Genomic DNA, 19,363 nt, shown 5'->3' with positions numbered 1-19,363 from the left:
CCACCGAGACCGGTTATCAATGATTGGCTTGAAAAAAGTCTGCTATCAAAGTCCCAAGTGCGAAAGATAGTCTGCGGCCAGCCATGCAAAATCTAACTCTTAAAATTTCCGGGGAGTGGTGGGACACCTTGCTTTACAAGGGGCGCCTACACCTCCTGCATATGGATGGCTCAATCAAAGTATACGATTGGGAAGCCATCATAAACGAGTTGGCTTCAAAGGTTCACCCTGGCAGTCACGATGCGTTTCGCTTCTCATTCTCCGAGAGTAATGCGCTTTACAGAAATACGATCCCTCAAGAGCGTCTCGAAAGTGCTTTTGCAGCCTTACCAAATAGCATTTTCGAGATCGAACAATCCTTTCTCGAGAATTTCTTAGTATTTGAGAACGGCATAAAATTCCCGTTCCCGAGTGCGACCAGCGCCATGTATTTCGATCGGATGGTCATTGCGTCTCCAGACGGAATCTATTCGGGCATTTATTCTGTCGACGAAGACCATTACACACCAATTGAGAGGATATCTGACATCCCGGCCAACCAAGCGTGGCCCGCTTATGGGGTTGCTGCAATCGCGGGCGGTACGGAAGGCCTATTTGAGCTCGACTTAAACATCTTCAGCGAGGAGTTAATCCCGACCGGCCACAATCAAATCTCTCGTCGAACTGCCGACGCATGCGATTGGATGTTTCATAACATTGTTGCGACCTCGATTGATGGTGGAAGCTACCTCGCCGAATACAAGATTAAGCCAATTGAATCCGACAGCGACGCTAAGCCTCAAAACAATGAGCAATCGACCGGAGACTTACCGCCAGTGTTTAGGCAATCAGCCGGAGATACGCGTGACCTAAGCAGCGAGTTTAAGAAATTTGAAGGGAGCGGAGATTCGTTTGCTTGGGGTAGTCAAGACAAACTTTATCTTTTCGTGGATGATGAGATCAGATCATATCGGCTTTTAAGGGACGGTAGAATTATTGACACAGGATTGAAGGTTCGGCTGGAGTTCCGCGTCAATTCCCTCGTCTCAGCTCAAACCGCCTTGTTCGGGGTGGTTCTCGAATTCGATGATGGCGTGATTGTCATCCAGAGTGACGAAACCGTGCATCAATATGGGGGGGAACCTGTTCGCGTGAAAACGTTCCCTAGGTCAAAGAGATATGAAAACCACCTTCATCTAATCCGCGACGACGCAATCGAGATCCACTCAATCAATGGGGACTTCGCCGCCGACCAATACCAAAAGCGAATTGGTTCAAAGTACTATGGCAATTAGCCTGCGGTACCTTTGCGTATCTTAGCGCGCCAAACCTGTCAGATCACCCGCTCCAGCACCCGCCCTACGCCAAGCACGCCTTGCTTGGTCAGGCTCAGCAGCTTGACCCGTGCGTCCGTTGGCGAGGCTTCGCGTACGATCAGGCCTTGCTCTTCGAGTTGACCGATGTGGCGCAGGGCCGTGGTGGTCGGGCAATAGGCCGCGATTGACAGGCTGGTGATCGACACCTTTGCCCCGCCCGCAAACTGCACGAACAGGTCCAGCAGCATGTACCACGACGGATCGCCGAATAGTTCGCCAGGAAGGTATTTCTCGCGTAGCTTGCGATGCTCAAGCAGCATCATCGCGCGTTTCGCCAATTCGACGGAATTGCGCTCAATCCGGGCTGCGCGTGACGGCCAGCGATACTGCGCCTGTACGCGATGCGGCGACCAATTCTGCTCCATGGAATCGGCAAGCTTCAGCAGTGCCGCAGCGACATCGCGAAGCTCGGCAGGAGAGAACTTTTTCTGAAGCGTCCCAAGGATCGAAAGCATCCTCGATTGGAACCTCCCCTTATCGTCAAAACCGCCCATCTCGTCATCGTTGGTCGCAAACTTGCTGCCGGTCGATGCCTGCCAATCCTCAAGCAAAGCAAGGTAATCATCGACAAGATCATCATTCGCCCCGAAAGCAAAACGCGCACGGTGAACGAGGTTTTCCACGCTGCTTTGCGGCAGGCCCATGCGCTCAATGATTTTTTCAAGCGGTGTACGCTTCACTATGAGATCGACTAGGTCGCGCTCTTGGTTTTGCAGATACGGCAATAGATGCTCCGCATCCGCTCGTTCCTGATCCATAATACCCCCATCTTATCGAAGCAGTTTCAGTACGTCCCAAGAAACTGATCTTCTGAATCGATCCCCGAATTTCTACCGTTCGGTAAACCATTGCTTCCCTTTTCATGTTCGAGAATAAAAACAATACTTTCCTGCTACTTATCCGATTAAAACAGTGTCACATGGCTGTAATTGTCTCGTTTCAGAACAGTTTTCCTACACGCCCAAATTCTGCCAAGTCACCCGGTCCTCCCCTCCCCACAAAAGGACCACGCGATGAAAACCCCTCCTTACGATCCCACACAGCCGCTTCCTCCCGGTCGCCCGGATGCTGGCTGGCAGCCGCACGGCGACACCGATCAGCATGCGCACAATTCCGGCTGGGCGGCTCATGTGGCGGTGGAGAATATCGGGGGGAACCCGCCCTGCCCTCCCGAAGTTGCGGCTCGGCGGGAGGCGAATGAGGGGGTTTTGCGCGCGCATTTGCGGTGGCTCAGGAGTTTGCGCTAGGACCGTGTAACATGCGGTCCACTTCTCGGTTTTCTGCGGGTTTGCGCTGGCGTTGGAGCGCGTCCCGCGATCAAGCCCGAGCGCCCTATTCGCCGCCGTCCCACTCGCTCTTGAGCAGGCCGTAGAGGTAGATGTCGCATAGGCCCGCATGGGTGGTCTCGTGCTCGCGCAAGTGGGCCTCGCGGGTGAAGCCTAGCGCTTCGAGCAGGCGGACCGAGGCGGCGTTGCGGGTGTCGACTTCGGCGGTGAGCTTGCGTGCGCCTGCGTCCTCGATTGCGGCGGTGAACAGGTGGCGGATCAGCGCCTCCATGCATTCGCGCGCGACGCCCTCGCGGGTGCGGTGAATGGCGGTGATGTAGCCGACCTCCTCGACGCCCTTCTCATGCGCGGGGAACGCGACGAAGCGGCCTGCGACGTCTCCGCCCGCATCCTCGGCGATCCAGGTGCGCCCGATCCAGTCGGGATCGGCGAACCAGCCCCACAGCTCCTCTTCCGAGGTGAAGGCGGGCCGGGTGAGGTATAGGCTGACATCGTCGTCCGACATGGTCGGAAAGAGCGCGGCTGCATCCTCGCGCCGGAACGCGCGCAGGGTGAAGCGGGGCGTGGTGAGGGTTTGGACGGCTCTCATGCCTCGCGCTGATACGCGAGGCGAAGCCGAGTGCAAGCCCGACCGGGCGCCCGCAGCGACGCGACCTTCAGGTCGTGTGAGCGAGGACACCGCACCCCGGATGGGGTGCGTCAGTCAGGAAGTGAGGTACTCGACGAGCGCCTTGACCTTCTTGGAGCGCCATTGCGGGACCGGGGCGACCAGCCAGTAGGCGCGGCGGCTCTCCACCGGCTCGTCCAGCGCGGTCAGCTGCCCGCGCTCGATCGCGCCCGCCACCAGCGGCAGCGGAAGGACGGTGCGGCCCATGCCGGCAAGCGCGCTCGCCAGAGCCTGTCCGGCAGAGCCCGCCTTGATGCAGGGGCGCACGCCTTCGGGCAGAGCGGCTCCGGGCCAGTCGATCCAGGAATCGCGGGCCTTTGGAGCTTCGACCGTAACGCGGCGAGCCTCGGCAAGCTGAGTGCCTTCGAGCTCGCCGGGACCGTCGACCAGCCGGATGGCAAGGTCGAGGTTCGCCTCGGTGAAGTCGGCGCCCTCATCGGCGAGGATGGTGTAGACTACACCGGGGGTGCCCGCCTGGAACTCGGCAAGGCGCGGGCTGAGCCACTCGGCGTAGAATTCGCGCGGGGCGGCGATAGTGTAGCGGTCGGAGGATTGCCCCGCCTGCATCGCGGCAACGCTCTCCTCGAAGCGCAGGAAGCCTTCGCGAAGCGCATCGAGACCAGCCTCGCCTTCGGGTGTGAGCTCCAGCCCCTTGGACGTGCGGCGGAACAGGACCACGCCGAGGTGATCCTCAAGCGCGCGGATCTGCTGGCCGACAGCGGCAGGCGTCACCGCAAGCTCGTCAGCCGCGCGGGTGAACGACAGGTGGCGCGCGGCAGCGTCGTAGACGCGCAGGGCGTTCAAGGGGAGGTGCGTGCGTTTCACGATGGCCCGCTTAGAAGCGAGCGCGTTCTATCGCAAGATCAATGCAAATTGTGCGCTTGAAACGCGTTCTATCAGGCGCGCGACTGTCCGTCCGCAGTCTCAGGCGCGGCGAGCGGGAAGAACGGGATGCGCACTTCCATCGGCGAGCCGTCCGGCTTGTGGAAGGTGTAGAAGCCTTCCATCGAGCCGTGCGTTGTCGTCAGCGGACAGCCGGAGACGTAATCGTGGCTTTCACCCGGAGCGAGGACAGGCTGTTCGCCAACGACGCCCTCGCCATCTACATGGTTCACCATCCCGCGTGCATCGGTGATGCGCCAGTGGCGGGTGATGAGCTGAATCTGCTCATGCGATCCGTTCTCGATGCGGATATGATAGACCCAGAACCACTTGCCCGCGTCGGGGTGTGATTGCTCGGGCAGGAAGTTGACCGCGACGCGCACGGTGATGCCTTCGGTGACGGCTGCGTGTTGGAAAAGTTCCTTCATACGAATCTATACGTAGCAATTCTCGTTCTGGCCTCAAGAGCGGGAGTGCCCTTAATCCACCTGCGAATAACGCAAGCCTTGTACCGCACAGCGCCACAATGGACGATGAATGAACGGCTGCGGACTTCACCGGTTCCTTTGCGACAGCCGGTTTGACCCGGATTGCTGCGGGTCTGCACTTGCCGCGCGCGCAGCGACTGGGCTAGGTGAACGCCGACTGCACGGCGTGGACGGTTCATCGCTGCGCCGGCGCACTTTTACCATCCTGCGAGCCACCAAGCCCGATCATGCCCCACCTCACCTGCGTGCTGCACCATCACATCGGGGAGGAAGGCGCCTTCGAAAGAGGGCTTGGCCTGACCAGTTCGCGAGAAGCCTTTGAGCGTCACCTCGCGTGGCTGCATGAGCGCTATACGTTCGTGTCGCTCGATCAAGTCCTGAGCGGGGATTTGCCGAACAATTCCTTGCTGCTGACTTTTGACGACGCCTGGTACTCGGTGCTTGGCATTGCCCGCGAAGTGTTGGGCCCGCGCGGGATACCTGCCGTCTACTTCATCAATCCCGGCATGGTTCAGGAAGGTGCGATCTCGCTCGATTCCATGCTGGCCTATGCCGTGAATACGTTCGGGATCGAGAAGGTCTGCGGCGTGCTTGGTATCCCGTCCCGCGATGCGGTGCATTCGCTGATCGTGAACGACATGGCGCGTCTTGGCTCGGCCGAACGTCAGGACGTGGTCGCCAAGTTGATCGCCGAGTTCGGTCCCATTGACCTCGGCGAACGCGCTCCGCTGTTGTCGGCACGTGACCTGAAAGAGCTCGTTTCCCTTGGTATCGAGATCGGCAATCACACCAAGACCCATGTGCACTGCCGCAGCCTGTCCGCAGAAGAGATGCAGGAAGAGATCGCTGGCTCAAAGGCAATGCTGGAAGAGCTGTCGCAGAGCCGCGTGCGTTCGCTTTCGATACCCTATGGGCATGAGCTTGACCTGACCGAAGAGGTACACGCGCATGCACGGGAGAGCGGTCACGAGGCGATCTTTCTTGTCCATGCCCGCGCCAACTGGCTGCGCCCGGCCAAGGACGTCTGGTATCGCCGCTCACTGACGAACCAGTCCAATCGCGAACTGGCATCCGAATTTCGGGTGAAGCAGCATTTGCGCTCCCTCAAGAAGGCGGTGCTGGGGTGAAGCGGCTGGTCATCATCACGGGCGACGGGCGCGAGCATAAATACGTGACCAATGCGCTTTGCGAAGCCTACGACGTGGCTGCGATCCTCGTGTGCGATCCACCAGCCAAGAGGTCCTGGAAGAAGGTCCTCAAGCGCAATCCGGACCAGTTCTTGGGCAAGGCTTTGCGCAGCGTCTTTCTCAAGGTTACGAGCGACCGGGGCAAGCGCGAGGCCAGCCTTGCGCGGGTGCTTGGCAAGACATCTGCGCAATTTGCTCGCGAAGACCTCGTGCAGCGGGTCGGGAGGCCAAAAGCTGGCCGCCTGCTCAAGACAGTCGAAGCGCTCCAGCCGGACGTGCTCGCAATCTACGGAACCAGCATGATCCCTGACGATGTGCTGGAGAGCGCGAGTGATATCGCGCTCAACATGCACACCGGAATTTCGCCGCATTATCGCGGGGTCAGCTGCGCAATGTGGCCAATCCTCGACGAGCGGCCCGACATGGTCGGAGCGACCGTCCACGAATGCACCTCTGCGGTTGACGGCGGCAAGGTGTTCTTCACCGGGCGCGCGAGCTTGCAGTCACACGACGACCTGCACGCCGTGTTTGGCCGCGCTGTCGAGGTGGGCGCGCAGGGCTATGTGAAAGTCGTCGGAGAGGTTCTCGACGGCACAGCCGAGGGCGCCGAGCAAGACCACTCGATTGGCACCGAATATCGCGGCAAGGATCTCAACATCTGGACCGAGCTAGGGTCGCGAAGGGCGCTCAAACGGTTGCGCAAAGCCGGACGACTGGCGACCTAGCCGCTACCCCTTTTCGAGCTCTTCCTCGATCTGGCCGAGACGTTCCTTGCCGAAGAACATTTCCTGCGGTCCGTCCTTGGGGCCAACATATAGCGTCGGAATACCGAACGCGCCGCGTTCGACCGCGCTGTCGGTGTTGGCGACAAGACCCTGTTTCACCTCGTCGGTCTGAGTCCGCTCGAACAGGTCCTTCGCATCGAAGCCCGCTGCTGCAACCGCTGCGCCGAGGGCTTCGGGGTCGGTGACATCGACGCCTTGTTCCCAGATTGCAGGCAGCATTCCCTCGACGAATTGCACGCCGCGGCCGTCCTGATCGGCGGCAAACAGCATCCGCTGAAGCGTGATCGAGTTGAACGGGAAGTTGGGGTGCAGCTTGTATTTGCTCAGCTGATGCTTTTCGATGAAGCGGCGCATTTCGAGCATCGAATATTCGACTTTGCCCTTCACATCGGCATCGCGGATCATCGGAGGCGCGTTGCCGGTGAGCTTGTGCATCCCGCCAAGGAACACCGGCGTGACGTCGAGCTCTGCCCCGGTCCGCTTGACGAGATCGCGCAGCGGCCACCAGATCATGTAGGCATTGGGACTGACGAAATCGAAGATCAGCTCGACGCGGCTTGCCATGGGAACTCTCCTGATAAGGTTTTCCGATGGCTCGCACGACGCGGCGCGCGTTTCAAGTCTGTTTTTCAGACGTTATGCTTTCGGCCCTCAGGCGCCGAGCGCGCTCACGACGCCGATTGCGCTGGCTAGCCCGTCGGAGAGAGACCCAATTCCACCCCGGTTCTGTCTTCCAGCGCAAAGCGATCAAACAGGTCGGCGCTTGCCGCGTTCAGTCCGACCACGCGCGTGTGACGGCCATTGCGACGCATGCGCTCGATGACTTTCTCAAGCGCACCGATGGCAGAGATGTCCCAGAAATGCGCCTGGCTCACGTCGATGACGACGTGGTGAGCGGCGTCTTCGTATTGGCTTTCCGGGCCGAGCAGGTCGACGAAGCGGTCGACGCTGGCGAAGAATATCTCGCCCCTCACATGATAGACAGCCGAATGCGGTCGGCGCACACGCTCGACGGTGAACATGTTCTTCACCTTCTGCGCGAAGAAGATGCCCGACAGCAGCACGCCGACAAGCACCCCAAGCGCCAGGTCGTGCGTCCACACAACCGTGACAACCGTCGCGATCATCACGATCGAGCTGGTCGGCGGATGGCGGCGCAGGTTGGGGATCGAGTTCCAGCTGAACGTCCCGATGCTGACCATGATCATAACTGCGACCAGAGCCGGCATCGGCACCTGTCCGACCCACGGGCCAAGAACGGTGAGGAGGAACAGCAGGAACGCGCCAGCGGTAAAGGTCGACAGTCGCCCGCGCCCGCCCGAGGTCACGTTGATGACCGACTGCCCGATCATGGCGCAGCCACCCATGCCGCCAAAGCAGGCAGCGACCACGTTGGCGATGCCCTGCCCCGCGCTCTCGCGGCGCTTGTCGCTTTCAGTGTGGGTCATGTCATCGACGATCTGCGCGGTGAGCAGGCTTTCGAGCAGACCGACCGCCGCCATCGTAAGCGAGTACGGCGCGATGATCTGCAAAGTCTCCCACGTCAGCGGCACGTCGGGCAGCGCAAAGGTTGGCAGGCCATCGGGCAAAGTGCCCTCGCCCGCGACATTGTTGACGGGCAGGCCCCAGTAAATTGCCGCAGCGGTCAGCAAGACGATGGCGACAAGCGGGCTCGGCACCGACTTGGTGATGCGCGGGAAGCCGTAAATAATGCCAAGGCCGACCGCGACCATCGCCCAGGTCCACGGGCCCACGCCCTCGTTACCCGGCATGAGCTGAGGGATCTGCGCCATGAAAATGAGGATCGCGAGCGCGTTCACGAAGCCCGTGATGACGCTGCGCGAGACGAATTGCATAAGCAGGTCGAGCCGCAGCACCGCCGCAATACCTTGAAACACGCCCATCAGGATCGTCGCTGCAAAGAGGTAGTCGACCCCGTAATCGCGCACGAGCGGGATAACCACGACCGCGACCGCAGCGGTCGCCGCCGAGATCATGCCCGGACGCCCGCCAGTGAACGCGATCACCATCGCAATCGCGACGCTCGCATAAAGGCCAACGCTCGGGTCGACGCCTGCGATCAGCGCAAAGCCGATGGCCTCAGGGATCAGCGCGAGGGCGACAACGATCCCTGCAAGAATGTCTGCGCGAGGCTGAGCGAACCAGTCACGGCGGAAGGTTTCCGCGAAGGAGCGGGTCTGGGTCATGGTCGGATCTATCCGGAAATGTCTATGAGCCGGACAGGTGGAGAGAGTGCGCCCGGACTGGAGAAGTGATGGAGCCACATAGGCAATCATGCTGCATTGCACAACCGCGCTGTCCGTGTATGACGTGGTTAAATTGGCGTTAGCGTCGTTCGCTCCTGAATTGTTAGGAGCCGTGAGGCAATACCGACTGTGTCTTGGCATGCACGCGTGTATGCCCTGACTTGGCGAAGGCCACACGAAAGGTCGTTCCAACCGCTGCGTAAGTGACCATCGAACCGCAGCGGATGTGCTTAGAAGCCGGGGTGGCGCGTCATGCGCGTTGCCCCGGCTTTTTGCGTGAGCGCTCTCGATCCCTCGCCCGTTTTATTCTCAGAAGGATTTCGTGCTATCTAAAGGTATGTCCAAGGCACGTTACCTTCCTGCTGCTATCGCATCGGCCTTCGCGGCAACTCTTGGCCTCTTGGCCATTCCGGTCGCAGCGCATCCGGGTGGGCTCAACGCGCAAGGGTGCCATAACGATCGCAAGAACGGCACCTATCATTGCCACCGCAATTCTCGCGCCACCCGACCGGTAGAAAGGGCGCAGTCCATCGAGGGTGACGTCTATTATCGCAATTGCGATGCCGTACGCGCTGCCGGTGCTGCGCCGATTTATCGCGGCCAGCCAGGCTATCGGCCTGCGCTTGACCGGGATAACGACGGAGTTGCCTGCGAACCAAGTCGCCGTCGGCGCTAAATTCCCGCCGCGCTGAGCGCCCGGTCCATGTCCTCGGTGAGGTCGGCTATGTCCTCAAGCCCAACATTGATGCGAAGGAGGCCTTCGGAAACGCCCATTTCCTCGCGCGCTTCCTCGCCCATGTTTGCGTGCGTGGTGCTCGCCGGGTGGCACATCAGGCTGCGCGCATCGCCGATATTGTTGGAGATATCGACAAGCTCCAGCCCGTTGAGGATCTGAAAGGCGCGTTCGCGCGTGCCGACGTCGAAGGCAAAAATCGGACCCGTCGCTTCCATTTGCGAGAGAGCGAGATTGTGGCGCGCATGGCTCGGCAGGCCGGGATGCCGCATGTGGCCGCCCGGCTTGGTCACGCGCGGTTCGAGAAACTCACCCAGCGCCACTGCATTGCGGCTCTGCTGGTGAGCGCGCAGGCTCAGCGTCTCGAGCCCCTTGTGAACGACCCAGGCGTTGAATGCGCTGATCGTGGGTCCGGTGTTGCGCTGAAACGGCATGAGTGTCTCGTTCACCCACTCCTCACTCCCGCAGATCGCGCCGGCGAGCACCCTGCCCTGCCCGTCCATCAGCTTGGTCGCGCTGTAAGCGACGACGTCCGCGCCAAACTCCATCGGGCGCTGCAAGGCGGGCGAGGCAAAGGCGTTGTCGACAACCGTGGTGATCCCGTGCGCCTTGGCGAGGTCGCAGACGTGCTTGAGATCAACGATATCGAGCGTCGGGTTGGCCGGAGTCTCGAAGAAGAAAACCTTCGTATTGGGCCGGATCGCCGCTTCCCATGCCGCATCGTCGGCGCTGTCGATCACTGAGGTTTCGATCCCGAAACGCGGGAGCAGATGGTCGACCAGCCAGCGGCACGAACCGAACGCGGCGCGCGCGGCGACAACATGGTCACCGGTGGACAGCTGGCAGAGCAATGCAGCGGTCATGGCCGCCATCCCGCTCGCCTGAGCGCGGCAGGCCTCGGCCCCTTCCATCAAGGCGATCCGCTCTTCCAGCATCGCGACGGTCGGGTTCTGAAGGCGCGAATAGGTCATGCCCTCGGCTTCGCCCGCAAACCGGTCCGCCACCGTCTGCGCATCGTCATAGGTGTAGCCCGAGGTGAGGAACAGCGCCTCGCTCGTCTCGCCATGTTCCGAGCGCCACGTCCCGCCGCGCACGGCCTGTGTCGCGGGTCGCCAGTTGCGCGTCGTCGCGCGGTCCATTCCGGTGGTCTTCTTCATCGTGCAGCCCGATTAGTCGCCAGAAAGGTCGCCCGCAAGCAGTCCTTCACGCGCTGTTCGCGCGTGGCCGACGGTGCTCAGCATCTGCGCCCCCTCGATCAGCGTGAGAAGGTACCGCGCGCCGCCAACCGGATCGGGGTCGTTCTCGGGCATCTGGGTTTCCAGCCACTCGAGCAACCGAGCCATGACCGCCTCGGCGGCCTCGTGATAGCCAGGCACACCGCGAGCCGAGCCCGCCACGATCTCCCACCAAAGGGTTTGGAAGGGCTGCATGGCTGGCTCCCTCACCTGAGCGAGGATGCGCGAGACTACCTCCTGCCTGCTCTGCGCGCGCTCACCACCCACGGCGGCATCAAGCGCCAGCGAATAGGTGTCGGCAATGTGCGCGAGGATGTCTGCAAGCAACTGCACCTTGTTGCCGAAATGGTAGATCAGCATGCGGTCGCTTGTCGCTGCTGCCTTGGCGAGTGGCCGAAGGCTGGCAGCGGCGAGCCCGTGCTCAAGGACATGGGCCGCAAGAAGCGGAAGAAGCGTCTCGCGGTTCATTTGAGATCTGTTGGATGCGCTGGACATAGGGCCTTGTAGCGATTGCTACATTACGCTACAAGCTTTTGTAGCACTCGCTACAACAATGAGGAAAATCGTCATGAGTCCCACTGAAATCCTGTTCATCGCTGGCATTGCAGGCGGGCTCGTCGCATTCGCCTCGATCCTGGCGCGCCATCAAAAAACCGGAAGTGCCCTTATGGCCGCGATGCTTGGAGCAGGCTTTGCTGGCTACACCACGATCCAGTTGTGGCAGGAAGGGCCGGTGATGTTCTGGGTGAACCACTCGCAGAACCTCACCGGCATTCAGGTTTGGTGGGACCTGATCGCGGCGGTTCTGATTGCCTTCTTCTTCATTGCACCGCGAGCGCGCGCAGTGGGAATGAATGTCGCGCTTTGGGGGCTATTCGTAATATCGACCGCCAGCATCGGACTTCTCGCCATGTGCGCGCGGCTGTTTTACCTCGAATGCGCGCAGGCAGACACGCCAACCGCCTGATCATGAATGCCTAACAAGCTTGCAGGGGCCTGAGTGCTTGCCTAAGCGCTCGGGTCCATGACCGAGGCCCAAGCCCAGAGTGTCGACGACGCACCAGAGCCGCTTCATCGCGCTCACGAAAGCGCGCCAGAGCACCCCAGCGATCCCTGGATCTGGTGCCTCGTCATCCCGGCGATCTTCGCGCTGATAGCAGGCTTCCGGCTTACGACCCCTTCTGCGCCCTATTTCGACGAGGTTCACTACCTTCCGGCAGCGCGCGAATTCCTAAACGCATGGGCGGGCGTGACCGGGGAATACGTGAACCGCGAACATCCCCTTCTCGGCAAGGAGCTGATTGCGCTTGGCATGTACCTGTTCGGCGACAATCCGCTGGGCTGGCGGATCATGCCGCTCATTGCAGGGATCGTGGCCGTGGGCGCGAGCATGCGGGCGATGTGGCACACGAGCGAGGACAGGTTCGCGACGGTCGCGTTTGGTATCCTGCTAGTGACCGGTTTTCACCTGCTGATCCATGCCCGGATCGCGATGCTCGACATCTTCATGGCGGCGTTCCTGTCGCTCGCCGCATGGCAATTCGCTGCCGCCATTCGCGAACCGGAAACGGGGCGCACCCGCCTTATTCTCACCGGCATTTCCATCGGATGCGCTCTGGGGAGCAAATGGAACGCGGTGCCGCTGGCGATGGTGCCGGGCCTGACCTTCTTCGCCGCGCGCCTGTCGGCAGGCCGCCGCCGCTTCTTCACGAGCCGCCGCGGTGTTCCGATACCCGGGACCAGCCTGATCGAAGCGTTTCTGTGGCTCGGCATCCTGCCGCTTGCGATCTACGCGCTGACTTTTATGCCGGGACATTGGCTGGGCAGCGAGCTTCGCCCCTCGCCGATCTCAGAGCTTGGCCTGTTCGGGCTTCACGCCGATATGCTCGCGCTTCAGCAGCAGGTGCTCGCCCCACATTCCTATCAGAGCAATTGGCCGCAATGGGTGATGAACACGCGCGGCATCTGGTATCTTTACGAATTCGTCGACGAAGCGCAGCGCGGGGTTCTGCTGATCGGCAATCCGCTGACCATGCTGATCGGCCTTCCTGCGTTGGTGTGGTGCCTTGTCGCGGGGCTTTACCGCGGCGACTGGGCCAAGATCGCGATGGTCGTCGGCTACGGCGTCAGCCTCGGCCTGTGGCTCATCGCGCCCAAGCCTGTGCAGTTCTATTATCACTACGTCATGCCGAGCATGTTCCTGCTCGGCGCACTGGCCTTGTCGCTGAGCGATTTGAGGCAAGCGGGATGGAGCAGGCTGGCTTACGGCGTTTTTTTGGCGAGCGCGGGTCTGTTCGGGGTGTTCTACAAGATCCTGACCGCCGCGCCGCTCGACGGGCCCATGAGCTTTGCCGATTGGACCTGGATCGCGGGCTGGAGGTAGCTTTTTTGCGCCCTCAGACGCCGGGCGCAGGCCATCCGGCCTGCTTGGCTTCGCGCCATAAGGCGCGGCGGCCAGTCGGCCTTGCGGCTGCTGCGCAGCCGGTTTGCCTAGAACCGCCCCCACACGAAGCGGCTGGATAGCGCGTAATTCCATACAGAGCCGATGAGGATGCCCGCCAGTGCGGCGAGCGCCCAGAATAGCCCCTGAGACTGCAACAGTGTCGCCACTGCGACATTCGCGAAGCCGCCCACCGCGCAAGTCAGGCAGAACCCCGCCCAGCCCCGCAGAAACTCGCCCCAGCCCTTCAAGCGGCGGTCGCGATAGGTCAGCCAGTTGTTGAGCCAGAAGTTGAAGCTCATCGCGGTGAGTACGGCTGCGGTCTGCGAAAGCGTAAAGGCTTCCTCGAACACGAAAAGAAGGCTCGCAAGCACCGCCATGTGCACGATCACACCGAGCGCCCCGACCGTGCCGAACAGCGCAAAGCGAGTCGGGATCAGGCGGCCCAGCGTCTTGTCATAAATCCCGGCGAGGAAATCGAACAGGATCGCCCGGTCAAGCTTGCTCTCGCCCTCGCGGCGCTTGGCGAATTTCAGCGGAAACTCCTTCACTTTCATCGGCGCATCGGCGGTGGCGAGCAGATCGAGAAGGATCTTGAAGCCGATCCCCGACAATCGCGGTACAAGCGCCCGAGCCGTGGCGGTCGGGAGCATGAAATAGCCGCTCATCGGGTCGGTGAGTTCAACCCCGGTTATCCCGCGTGCGATCCGGTTGGCGAGGTTGGAAAGTCTTTCGCGCTCAGGCTGTTCCCAGGCCGCGGTGCTCGCCCCTTGCGCAAAGCGGCTGGCAACGCAGATTTCAGCCTCGCCCCCTTTCAGCGCATCGAGCATTCCAGCGAGAAGCGCCGGGTCGTGCTGGTGGTCGGCGTCCATGACGGCCACATACGGCGCAGCGGTCGCGCAGAACCCCTCGATCGCCGCACTCGCAAGCCCGCGCCTGCCGATCCGCTGGATCACCCGGACCCGGCGATCGGTCCGCGCAAGATCGCGGCCCTCGTCTGCTGTCCCATCCTTGCTGTCATCGTCAACGATGAGCACTTCCCAGCCCCCCTCCCCCACGAGACTCCCGAGCGCCGCTTCGATGCGCTCGACAAGCGGCGCAAGGTTGCCGCGCTCGTTGAGCGTCGGGAGAATTATCGCAAGCTCGAGGCTCATCGCTGGATGCTGGCTAGAGCCGCTCCCTCACCGCAGCGCCGATCGCCTCGGTCCCGTGCTCTCCGCCAAGGTCGCCGCCGAGGAAACCGTCTGCCAGCGCCTTTTCGACCGCCGCCTCGATCCGCGCTGCTTCGCACTCTAGGCCAAAGGAATGGCGCAGCATCATGGCGGCTGACAGGATCGTCGCCATCGGATTGGCGATGCCCTTGCCAGCAATGTCGGGCGCGCTGCCGTGGATCGGTTCATAGAGGCCGAAAATGCCATGGTCGGTGCGGCGTTCGCCCATCGAGGCGCTGGCTAGCAGGCCGATCGAACCCACCGCCGCGCTGGCAAGGTCGGACAGGATATCGCCGAACAGGTTGCCGGTCAGGATCACGCCGAAGCTGCCCGGATTGCTGATGATCTGCATCGCGGCGTTGTCGACATACATGTGGCTAAGTTCGATATCGGGATGTGCGCCTGCGGCCGCGTTGACCGTGTCGCGCCACACCTGGCTGGTTTCGAGCACGTTTGCCTTGTCGACGCTGGTCACGCGGTACTTGTCATCGCCTGCGCGCGCGGTTCGAAAAGCGACGCGAGCAATGCGGCTGACCTCGGTTTCGGAGTAGGACATCATGTCCCACCCCTCGCGCGTGCCGTCGATGGCGACGCGCTCGCCCTTGTCGCCGAAATAGACGTCTCCCGTCAGCTCGCGCACGATCATCATGTCGAGCTGGCTCGCGATCTCCGGCTTCAGGGGCGAGAGGTGCTCCAGCCCCTCATAGACTTTGGCCGGGCGCAGATTGGCGAACAGGTCGAGCTCCTTGCGAAGCCCCAGAATCGCCTGCTCCGGGCGCAGATGCCGGTCGAGCCTGTCACAATCGGGATCGCCGACAGCGCCGAACAGCACTGCATCGCAGGACTTGGCAATCGTCAGCGTTTCGGGCGGAAGCGGATGGCCGTGGCGTCTGTAGGCGATGCCGCCGACGTCGCCTTCGAACAGGACCAGGCCCGGCAGGTTCACCGCCTCAAGCACTTTCACCGCCTCGCGGGTGACTTCGGGGCCGATCCCGTCGCCTGGCAGAATTGCGATCTTCATAACCTCGCCCTCACTCGATCATGCGCTTCAGGCGCTCCCCCAGCGCATTCCTCGCGGCCATAACATCGCGGGGGTTTCCCGCAAGAAGGTAGTCGCGGATCGGGCGATGAAGCTGGCGGAAGGCTTCGAACTGGGTATCGAGGTCAGCGGCCATGTCAGGCTTCTCGCCGCCATAGCCAAGCTCGCGCAGCAGCATCGCCTCGAACGCCACCATCGCGGCAAGCCAACCGCGCGCGCTGGGTGCGTGGCAGATTGCCTCCAGCAACGCTTCGAACGCGGAGTAGAGCGATGGGTACGGATTGCGCTCGGGCAAGGTCGAGGCGGTGAGCGCACAGGCCCAACCGATCGCGGCTGCGGGCAGCGGCTCGGTCATCCACGGTGCACGGCTGATTGCCAGTTCGATCCGGGCGAAAGGCAGTTGGCTGTCAGACTTGGAGCGAATCTCCGCCTCGAGCGAATTGCCCGGAATGACCACGGGGCGCAGCTGCCGCCCCCGTCCACCTGCGACATAGGCGGCGACGAGGCCGTGGTCTTCGGTCAAAAGCCGCGCGATCACCGCCGTCTCGCCATGCGGACGCGCGGCGACGAGGATCGCGGGAGCGCGGATATTCATGCTTAATGGGTCACTCGGCTTCGGTCAGACCCAGCTGCTCTTCGATGAATTCCGCCTGCTTGCGATAGTAGAACAGCTGGTTCGAAAGTTTGCGCCAGCCATGCCCTTCGTCGGGAATGCGCACGAAGGGAGCCTCGACGCCGTTCTCGCGAAGGGTCTTCACCATCACCTCGGTCTCGTAGATGTCGATGCGCGGGTCCATCACGCCGTGTGAGTAGAGCACCGGCACGCGAATCTGGTCGGCTTTGCGGATCGGCGAATTGACGCGGTAAAACTCGCGCCAGCGATCCTCTGTGATGTCGCCATATTCGATCCTGTCCGACGCCTTGAGCGCGGGCGATGCGACCTCGAGCGCGGTGATCCAGTCGGCAACTCCGAACAGCGACACTCCGGCAGCAAACTCACCTGGGTATTCGGCCAGCACCGCGTTCACGGCGTAGCCGCCGTATGATCCGCCCATCACCGCAGCTCGATCACCGTCAATCAGGCCATCGGCGGCAAGCGCGTTCTTGAGGTCGACAAGGTCGCTGATCGAGTTCAAGCGGTTCTCCCGGTCGTCGAGCGTCGCATAGGTGCGCCCGAGACCGGTGCTGCCGCGCACATTGGGCTCGAACACCGCGACGCCCCTTGCGACGTGGTACTGCGCAATCGGGTCGAAGCTCGCCTGCGACTGGCCCGAGGGTCCGCCGTGAACGGAGAAGACCACCGGCGGCGCGTCGTCGCCCGTACCGGCTCCTTCGGGAAGATAAAGCAGGCCCTGCAATTCCACCCCGTCGCGCGCAGGATAGCGCACGACCTGCGGGCGGATGAGGCGGTCGGGATCAAGGCCGGCATAGTTTGCCGCGAACACCTTTTCGGCGGTGCCTGCGACCGGGTTCGTCATCCACAATTCGCCGGGCGTCTGCCAGCCGCTGACGCGGATCAGAAGATCGCCTTCTGCCTCGCAGTCCAGCGAATAAGTGCCTTCGGGCATTTCGGGCATACTGATTGGGCGCTTCTCGACCACCTGCCAGCCGCGAAGGCGGTCAAAGCCATCGTCATTCTCGGTCCAGTAGAGGTAGGAGCCACCCTCACCCGCGCCGCACAGTTCGAGGTTTTCGACGTCGCGGTCCGATCCGAAGACCATCTCGAAACTGCCGCTTTCGACATCGTAGAAGGAGAGCGCGCCATATTCGCGGCCAAGGTTGGTCGAGAAATAGAAGCCGCGCGAATTGGGCCACCATTCGAAGCCGCCCAGCGTATGGCTCGCACGGTCCTCGACCGGAGGCTTGGAGATCGTGGTCATCTCCTTCGTGGCAAGGTCGAGGAGGTAGAGATTGTCAGCATCCTCGCCCACGGTTTCGGTCACGATGGCATATTTGCCATCGGGCGAGATCGAGCGAGCGGCAAGACCAAGCTCGCTTTCGACCAGCAACTTGGACGCGCCGTCCATCGTGCCGCGATAGATGTCGAACACCCCTGCCCCGCGCGCGGTCGACGCGTAGATGAAGCTGCCATCCTCGGCAAAGCCGCCAAAGATGCGGAAGTCGCCGCGCGCTGCCGGGAGGATTTCGGTCTCGCTCATCCCGTCAGGCGTGAGCGCAAAGTAGCCGGGTTGCTCATTTCCGTCGCGGTCTGCGGAATAAAACAGGCTCGATCCGTCCGGCGTCCAGACTGGTGCACCCACGCCGGTTTCGAACGTCACCTGCTGCGGCACGCCGCCGCTTGCCGGCATGACCCAAAGCTCGCTCTGGCCGGTGATGTCCCATGAAAACGCGATGGTTTCGCCATCGGGCGAGAGGTTGGCTGCTCCCGGACCGCCAGCAAGCAGATAGCGCGCAATGTCTGCGGGGTACTCGCCCGCGCGGCCAAGCGTGACGCCGCTGCCATCAGGCTCCATCGCCTCGATCGAAAGGTCGGCGCCCTTCGCGCCGCCGAAGGTTTCTTCGGCGTCCTGGGCGAAAGCGGCTGAGGAAAGCGAAAGCGCCGTTGCGGCGAGCAGGATGGATCGGATCATGGATGCCTCTTGGGATGCCTCTCGAAACAAGAAGTTCGCGAGCCAGCCTAGAGGATCATGATGCGGGTGCAATCCTGCGATTGGCAGGGAAGTGCTTGGAGATTATTTCGCGGCGAGCTTCTTTTCGAGCTCGGCCACCTTAGCTTCGAGAGCGTCGGCTTGTTCGCGGGCCTTCTGAGCCATCGCCTTGACCGTATCGAATTCCTCGCGACTGACGAAGTCCATGCCGCCCATCGCCTCGCGCATACGTTCACGGGCGCTCTCGCGCGCTTCACGCGTCATGCCGGCCATGGTGCCAGCAGCGCTGTTAGCGAGTTTGACGAAATCGGCGATGATCGGGTTCTGGCTTTGCATGGCTCGCTATGTGGCGATGAGCGTTGCGATTGTCCAGAAGCAACCCATCAAAACTCGATGCGCTCTACCGCCCCTTCGCCGGCATCTGCACCGCCATCGGGGTTGGCTTCGATAAACTGGTAATTGAGAACCGCAGCAAAGCACACCCACGCAAGGTAAGGCAGCATCATCAGCGCAGCGATCCGCCGCACCCGCCAGAACGCGGCGATGACAAGCAGCAGGCTGACCGCGACATAGATCAGGACATAAAGCCCAAGCGTCATCTCCTGCATTCCGAAGAACACCGGCGTCCATGCAAGGTTGCCGATGAAATGGAGCGCGAACAGCACGATCGCGAGCCCCCTGCCCGCAGCGCCCCAGGCACTGACCACGAGCGCAAGCGCAAGGCCGATGATGACGTAGAGAATGCCCCACACAATCCCGAAAGCCGCGGTCGGCGGGAAGATCGTGGGCTTCGTCAGGCTTTGGAACCAGACGGTGTCGGGACTTCCCAATTGTCCGGCGGTAAAACCAAGCAGCACGATAAGCGGGACCAGAAACAACGCCCAGCGCAGGAAACTTGCCCGCAGCTGAGCTTTCGAAGCCAGAAAATTCATCTCTTCTCCCAACATAGTCGAGCCGCTTTCGCGCAACTCGCTGTGCCCTGTTTCCGCGTCCCCGATAGCGCGCCTCGATTCGCATCCGCTGCGCGCCTTGGGGGCGATACACGAGCGAATAAGGCACGCCAAACCCTGCCCTTGCGGCTCATGGCAGACCTGCCCCAATCCGGCACATTGTTACCCTGAATCAATGTCTTGGTGACAGCCGATTGCGCGCAGAAAGTCGGCAGCGAAATTAACAGCG

Annotated in this window: 20 protein-coding genes; 6 read left to right on the top strand and 14 right to left on the bottom strand. The window is 61.7% G+C overall.

Annotated elements, in window-relative coordinates; translation table 11 throughout:
- Positions 1 to 83 precede the first annotated feature (83 nt).
- Positions 84 to 1,274: a hypothetical protein gene (locus tag AC0V6T_RS04325; protein WP_486124651.1), complete on the top strand. Its 1,191-nt coding sequence runs from the start codon at positions 84 to 86 to the stop codon at positions 1,272 to 1,274.
- Positions 1,275 to 1,312: 38 nt separating this feature from the next.
- On the opposite strand, the gene AC0V6T_RS04320 is transcribed toward AC0V6T_RS04325, so the two are convergent.
- The 4 genes from AC0V6T_RS04320 to apaG form a co-directional block, all read right to left on the bottom strand.
- Positions 1,313 to 2,113 (bottom strand): hypothetical protein, encoded by an 801-nt coding sequence (locus tag AC0V6T_RS04320; protein WP_486124649.1) that lies wholly within the window; start codon positions 2,111 to 2,113, stop codon positions 1,313 to 1,315.
- 574 nt (positions 2,114 to 2,687) lie between these two features.
- Entirely contained in the window at positions 2,688 to 3,230 is a 543-nt protein-coding gene (locus AC0V6T_RS04315; protein WP_486124647.1) for a GNAT family N-acetyltransferase, read from the bottom strand.
- A gap of 114 nt (positions 3,231 to 3,344) precedes the next feature.
- The gene (locus AC0V6T_RS04310; RefSeq protein ID WP_486124645.1) at positions 3,345 to 4,133 is read right to left on the bottom strand and encodes a LysR family transcriptional regulator; all 789 of its coding nucleotides are present in this window, start codon (positions 4,131 to 4,133) and stop codon (positions 3,345 to 3,347) included.
- A gap of 71 nt (positions 4,134 to 4,204) precedes the next feature.
- The gene (gene apaG / locus AC0V6T_RS04305; protein WP_486124643.1) at positions 4,205 to 4,618 is read right to left on the bottom strand and encodes a Co2+/Mg2+ efflux protein ApaG; all 414 of its coding nucleotides are present in this window, start codon (positions 4,616 to 4,618) and stop codon (positions 4,205 to 4,207) included.
- 287 nt (positions 4,619 to 4,905) lie between these two features.
- Between apaG and AC0V6T_RS04300 the strand changes: the two genes are divergently transcribed.
- Positions 4,906 to 5,805 carry a polysaccharide deacetylase family protein gene (locus AC0V6T_RS04300; protein ID WP_486124641.1) on the top strand — a complete coding sequence of 300 codons (900 nt, stop codon included), beginning with the start codon at positions 4,906 to 4,908 and terminating at the stop codon, positions 5,803 to 5,805.
- Positions 5,802 to 6,590: a formyl transferase gene (locus AC0V6T_RS04295; protein WP_486124639.1), complete on the top strand. Its 789-nt coding sequence runs from the start codon at positions 5,802 to 5,804 to the stop codon at positions 6,588 to 6,590. The genes AC0V6T_RS04300 and AC0V6T_RS04295 overlap by 4 nt, the downstream gene beginning before the upstream one ends.
- A gap of 3 nt (positions 6,591 to 6,593) precedes the next feature.
- Here the strand turns inward: AC0V6T_RS04295 and AC0V6T_RS04290 are convergent, their stop codons facing one another.
- Together AC0V6T_RS04290 and AC0V6T_RS04285 are read right to left on the bottom strand one after the other, a co-directional pair.
- Entirely contained in the window at positions 6,594 to 7,214 is a 621-nt protein-coding gene (locus AC0V6T_RS04290; protein ID WP_486124637.1) for a DsbA family protein, read from the bottom strand.
- Between the two features lie 125 nt (positions 7,215 to 7,339).
- Entirely contained in the window at positions 7,340 to 8,857 is a 1,518-nt protein-coding gene (locus tag AC0V6T_RS04285; protein ID WP_486124635.1) for a SulP family inorganic anion transporter, read from the bottom strand.
- Positions 8,858 to 9,254: 397 nt separating this feature from the next.
- On the opposite strand from AC0V6T_RS04285, the gene AC0V6T_RS04280 reads away from it, so the two are divergent.
- Positions 9,255 to 9,593, top strand: a complete 339-nt coding sequence (locus AC0V6T_RS04280) for an excalibur calcium-binding domain-containing protein (RefSeq protein WP_486124633.1) — start codon at positions 9,255 to 9,257, stop codon at positions 9,591 to 9,593.
- Here the strand turns inward: AC0V6T_RS04280 and AC0V6T_RS04275 are convergent.
- Both AC0V6T_RS04275 and AC0V6T_RS04270 read right to left on the bottom strand, forming a co-directional pair.
- On the bottom strand, positions 9,590 to 10,807 hold the full coding sequence (locus AC0V6T_RS04275) for a trans-sulfuration enzyme family protein (protein WP_486124631.1): 1,218 nt from the start codon (positions 10,805 to 10,807) through the stop codon (positions 9,590 to 9,592). The two genes, AC0V6T_RS04280 and AC0V6T_RS04275, sit on opposite strands and share 4 nt — an antisense overlap.
- Positions 10,808 to 10,819: 12 nt before the next feature.
- Positions 10,820 to 11,353, bottom strand: coding sequence for a TetR/AcrR family transcriptional regulator (locus AC0V6T_RS04270; protein ID WP_486124629.1), 534 nt, complete (start codon positions 11,351 to 11,353; stop codon positions 10,820 to 10,822).
- Between the two features lie 100 nt (positions 11,354 to 11,453).
- Between AC0V6T_RS04270 and AC0V6T_RS04265 the strand changes: the two genes are divergently transcribed.
- Together AC0V6T_RS04265 and AC0V6T_RS04260 are read left to right on the top strand one after the other, a co-directional pair.
- A complete protein-coding gene (locus AC0V6T_RS04265) occupies positions 11,454 to 11,852 on the top strand; it encodes a hypothetical protein (RefSeq protein ID WP_486124627.1) in 399 nt (132 codons plus the stop codon).
- Between the two features lie 57 nt (positions 11,853 to 11,909).
- Positions 11,910 to 13,268, top strand: a complete 1,359-nt coding sequence (locus tag AC0V6T_RS04260) for a phospholipid carrier-dependent glycosyltransferase (RefSeq protein ID WP_486124625.1) — start codon at positions 11,910 to 11,912, stop codon at positions 13,266 to 13,268.
- Positions 13,269 to 13,375: 107 nt separating this feature from the next.
- On the opposite strand, the gene AC0V6T_RS04255 is transcribed toward AC0V6T_RS04260, so the two are convergent.
- The 6 genes from AC0V6T_RS04255 to AC0V6T_RS04230 all read right to left on the bottom strand — a co-directional run bounded on the left by AC0V6T_RS04255 (position 13,376) and on the right by AC0V6T_RS04230 (position 19,116).
- Complete coding sequence (locus AC0V6T_RS04255; protein WP_486124623.1) at positions 13,376 to 14,479, bottom strand: glycosyltransferase family 2 protein; 1,104 nt, start codon at positions 14,477 to 14,479, stop codon at positions 13,376 to 13,378.
- Between the two features lie 13 nt (positions 14,480 to 14,492).
- Complete coding sequence (leuB, locus tag AC0V6T_RS04250) at positions 14,493 to 15,557, bottom strand: 3-isopropylmalate dehydrogenase (protein WP_486124621.1); 1,065 nt, start codon at positions 15,555 to 15,557, stop codon at positions 14,493 to 14,495.
- Positions 15,558 to 15,567: 10 nt separating this feature from the next.
- The gene (recO, locus tag AC0V6T_RS04245; RefSeq protein ID WP_486124619.1) at positions 15,568 to 16,170 is read right to left on the bottom strand and encodes a DNA repair protein RecO; all 603 of its coding nucleotides are present in this window, start codon (positions 16,168 to 16,170) and stop codon (positions 15,568 to 15,570) included.
- A 10-nt stretch (positions 16,171 to 16,180) separates the two neighbouring features.
- Positions 16,181 to 18,166, bottom strand: a complete 1,986-nt coding sequence (locus tag AC0V6T_RS04240; RefSeq protein WP_486124617.1) for a S9 family peptidase — start codon at positions 18,164 to 18,166, stop codon at positions 16,181 to 16,183.
- Between the two features lie 102 nt (positions 18,167 to 18,268).
- Positions 18,269 to 18,520 (bottom strand): accessory factor UbiK family protein, encoded by a 252-nt coding sequence (locus AC0V6T_RS04235; RefSeq protein ID WP_486124615.1) that lies wholly within the window; start codon positions 18,518 to 18,520, stop codon positions 18,269 to 18,271.
- 47 nt (positions 18,521 to 18,567) lie between these two features.
- Positions 18,568 to 19,116, bottom strand: a complete 549-nt coding sequence (locus AC0V6T_RS04230) for a TspO/MBR family protein (protein WP_486124613.1) — start codon at positions 19,114 to 19,116, stop codon at positions 18,568 to 18,570.
- Positions 19,117 to 19,363 lie beyond the last annotated feature (247 nt).

It is taken from the genome of Erythrobacter sp. S158 (genome assembly GCF_057364915.1).
This window is presented reverse-complemented; position numbering and strand designations above follow the sequence as displayed.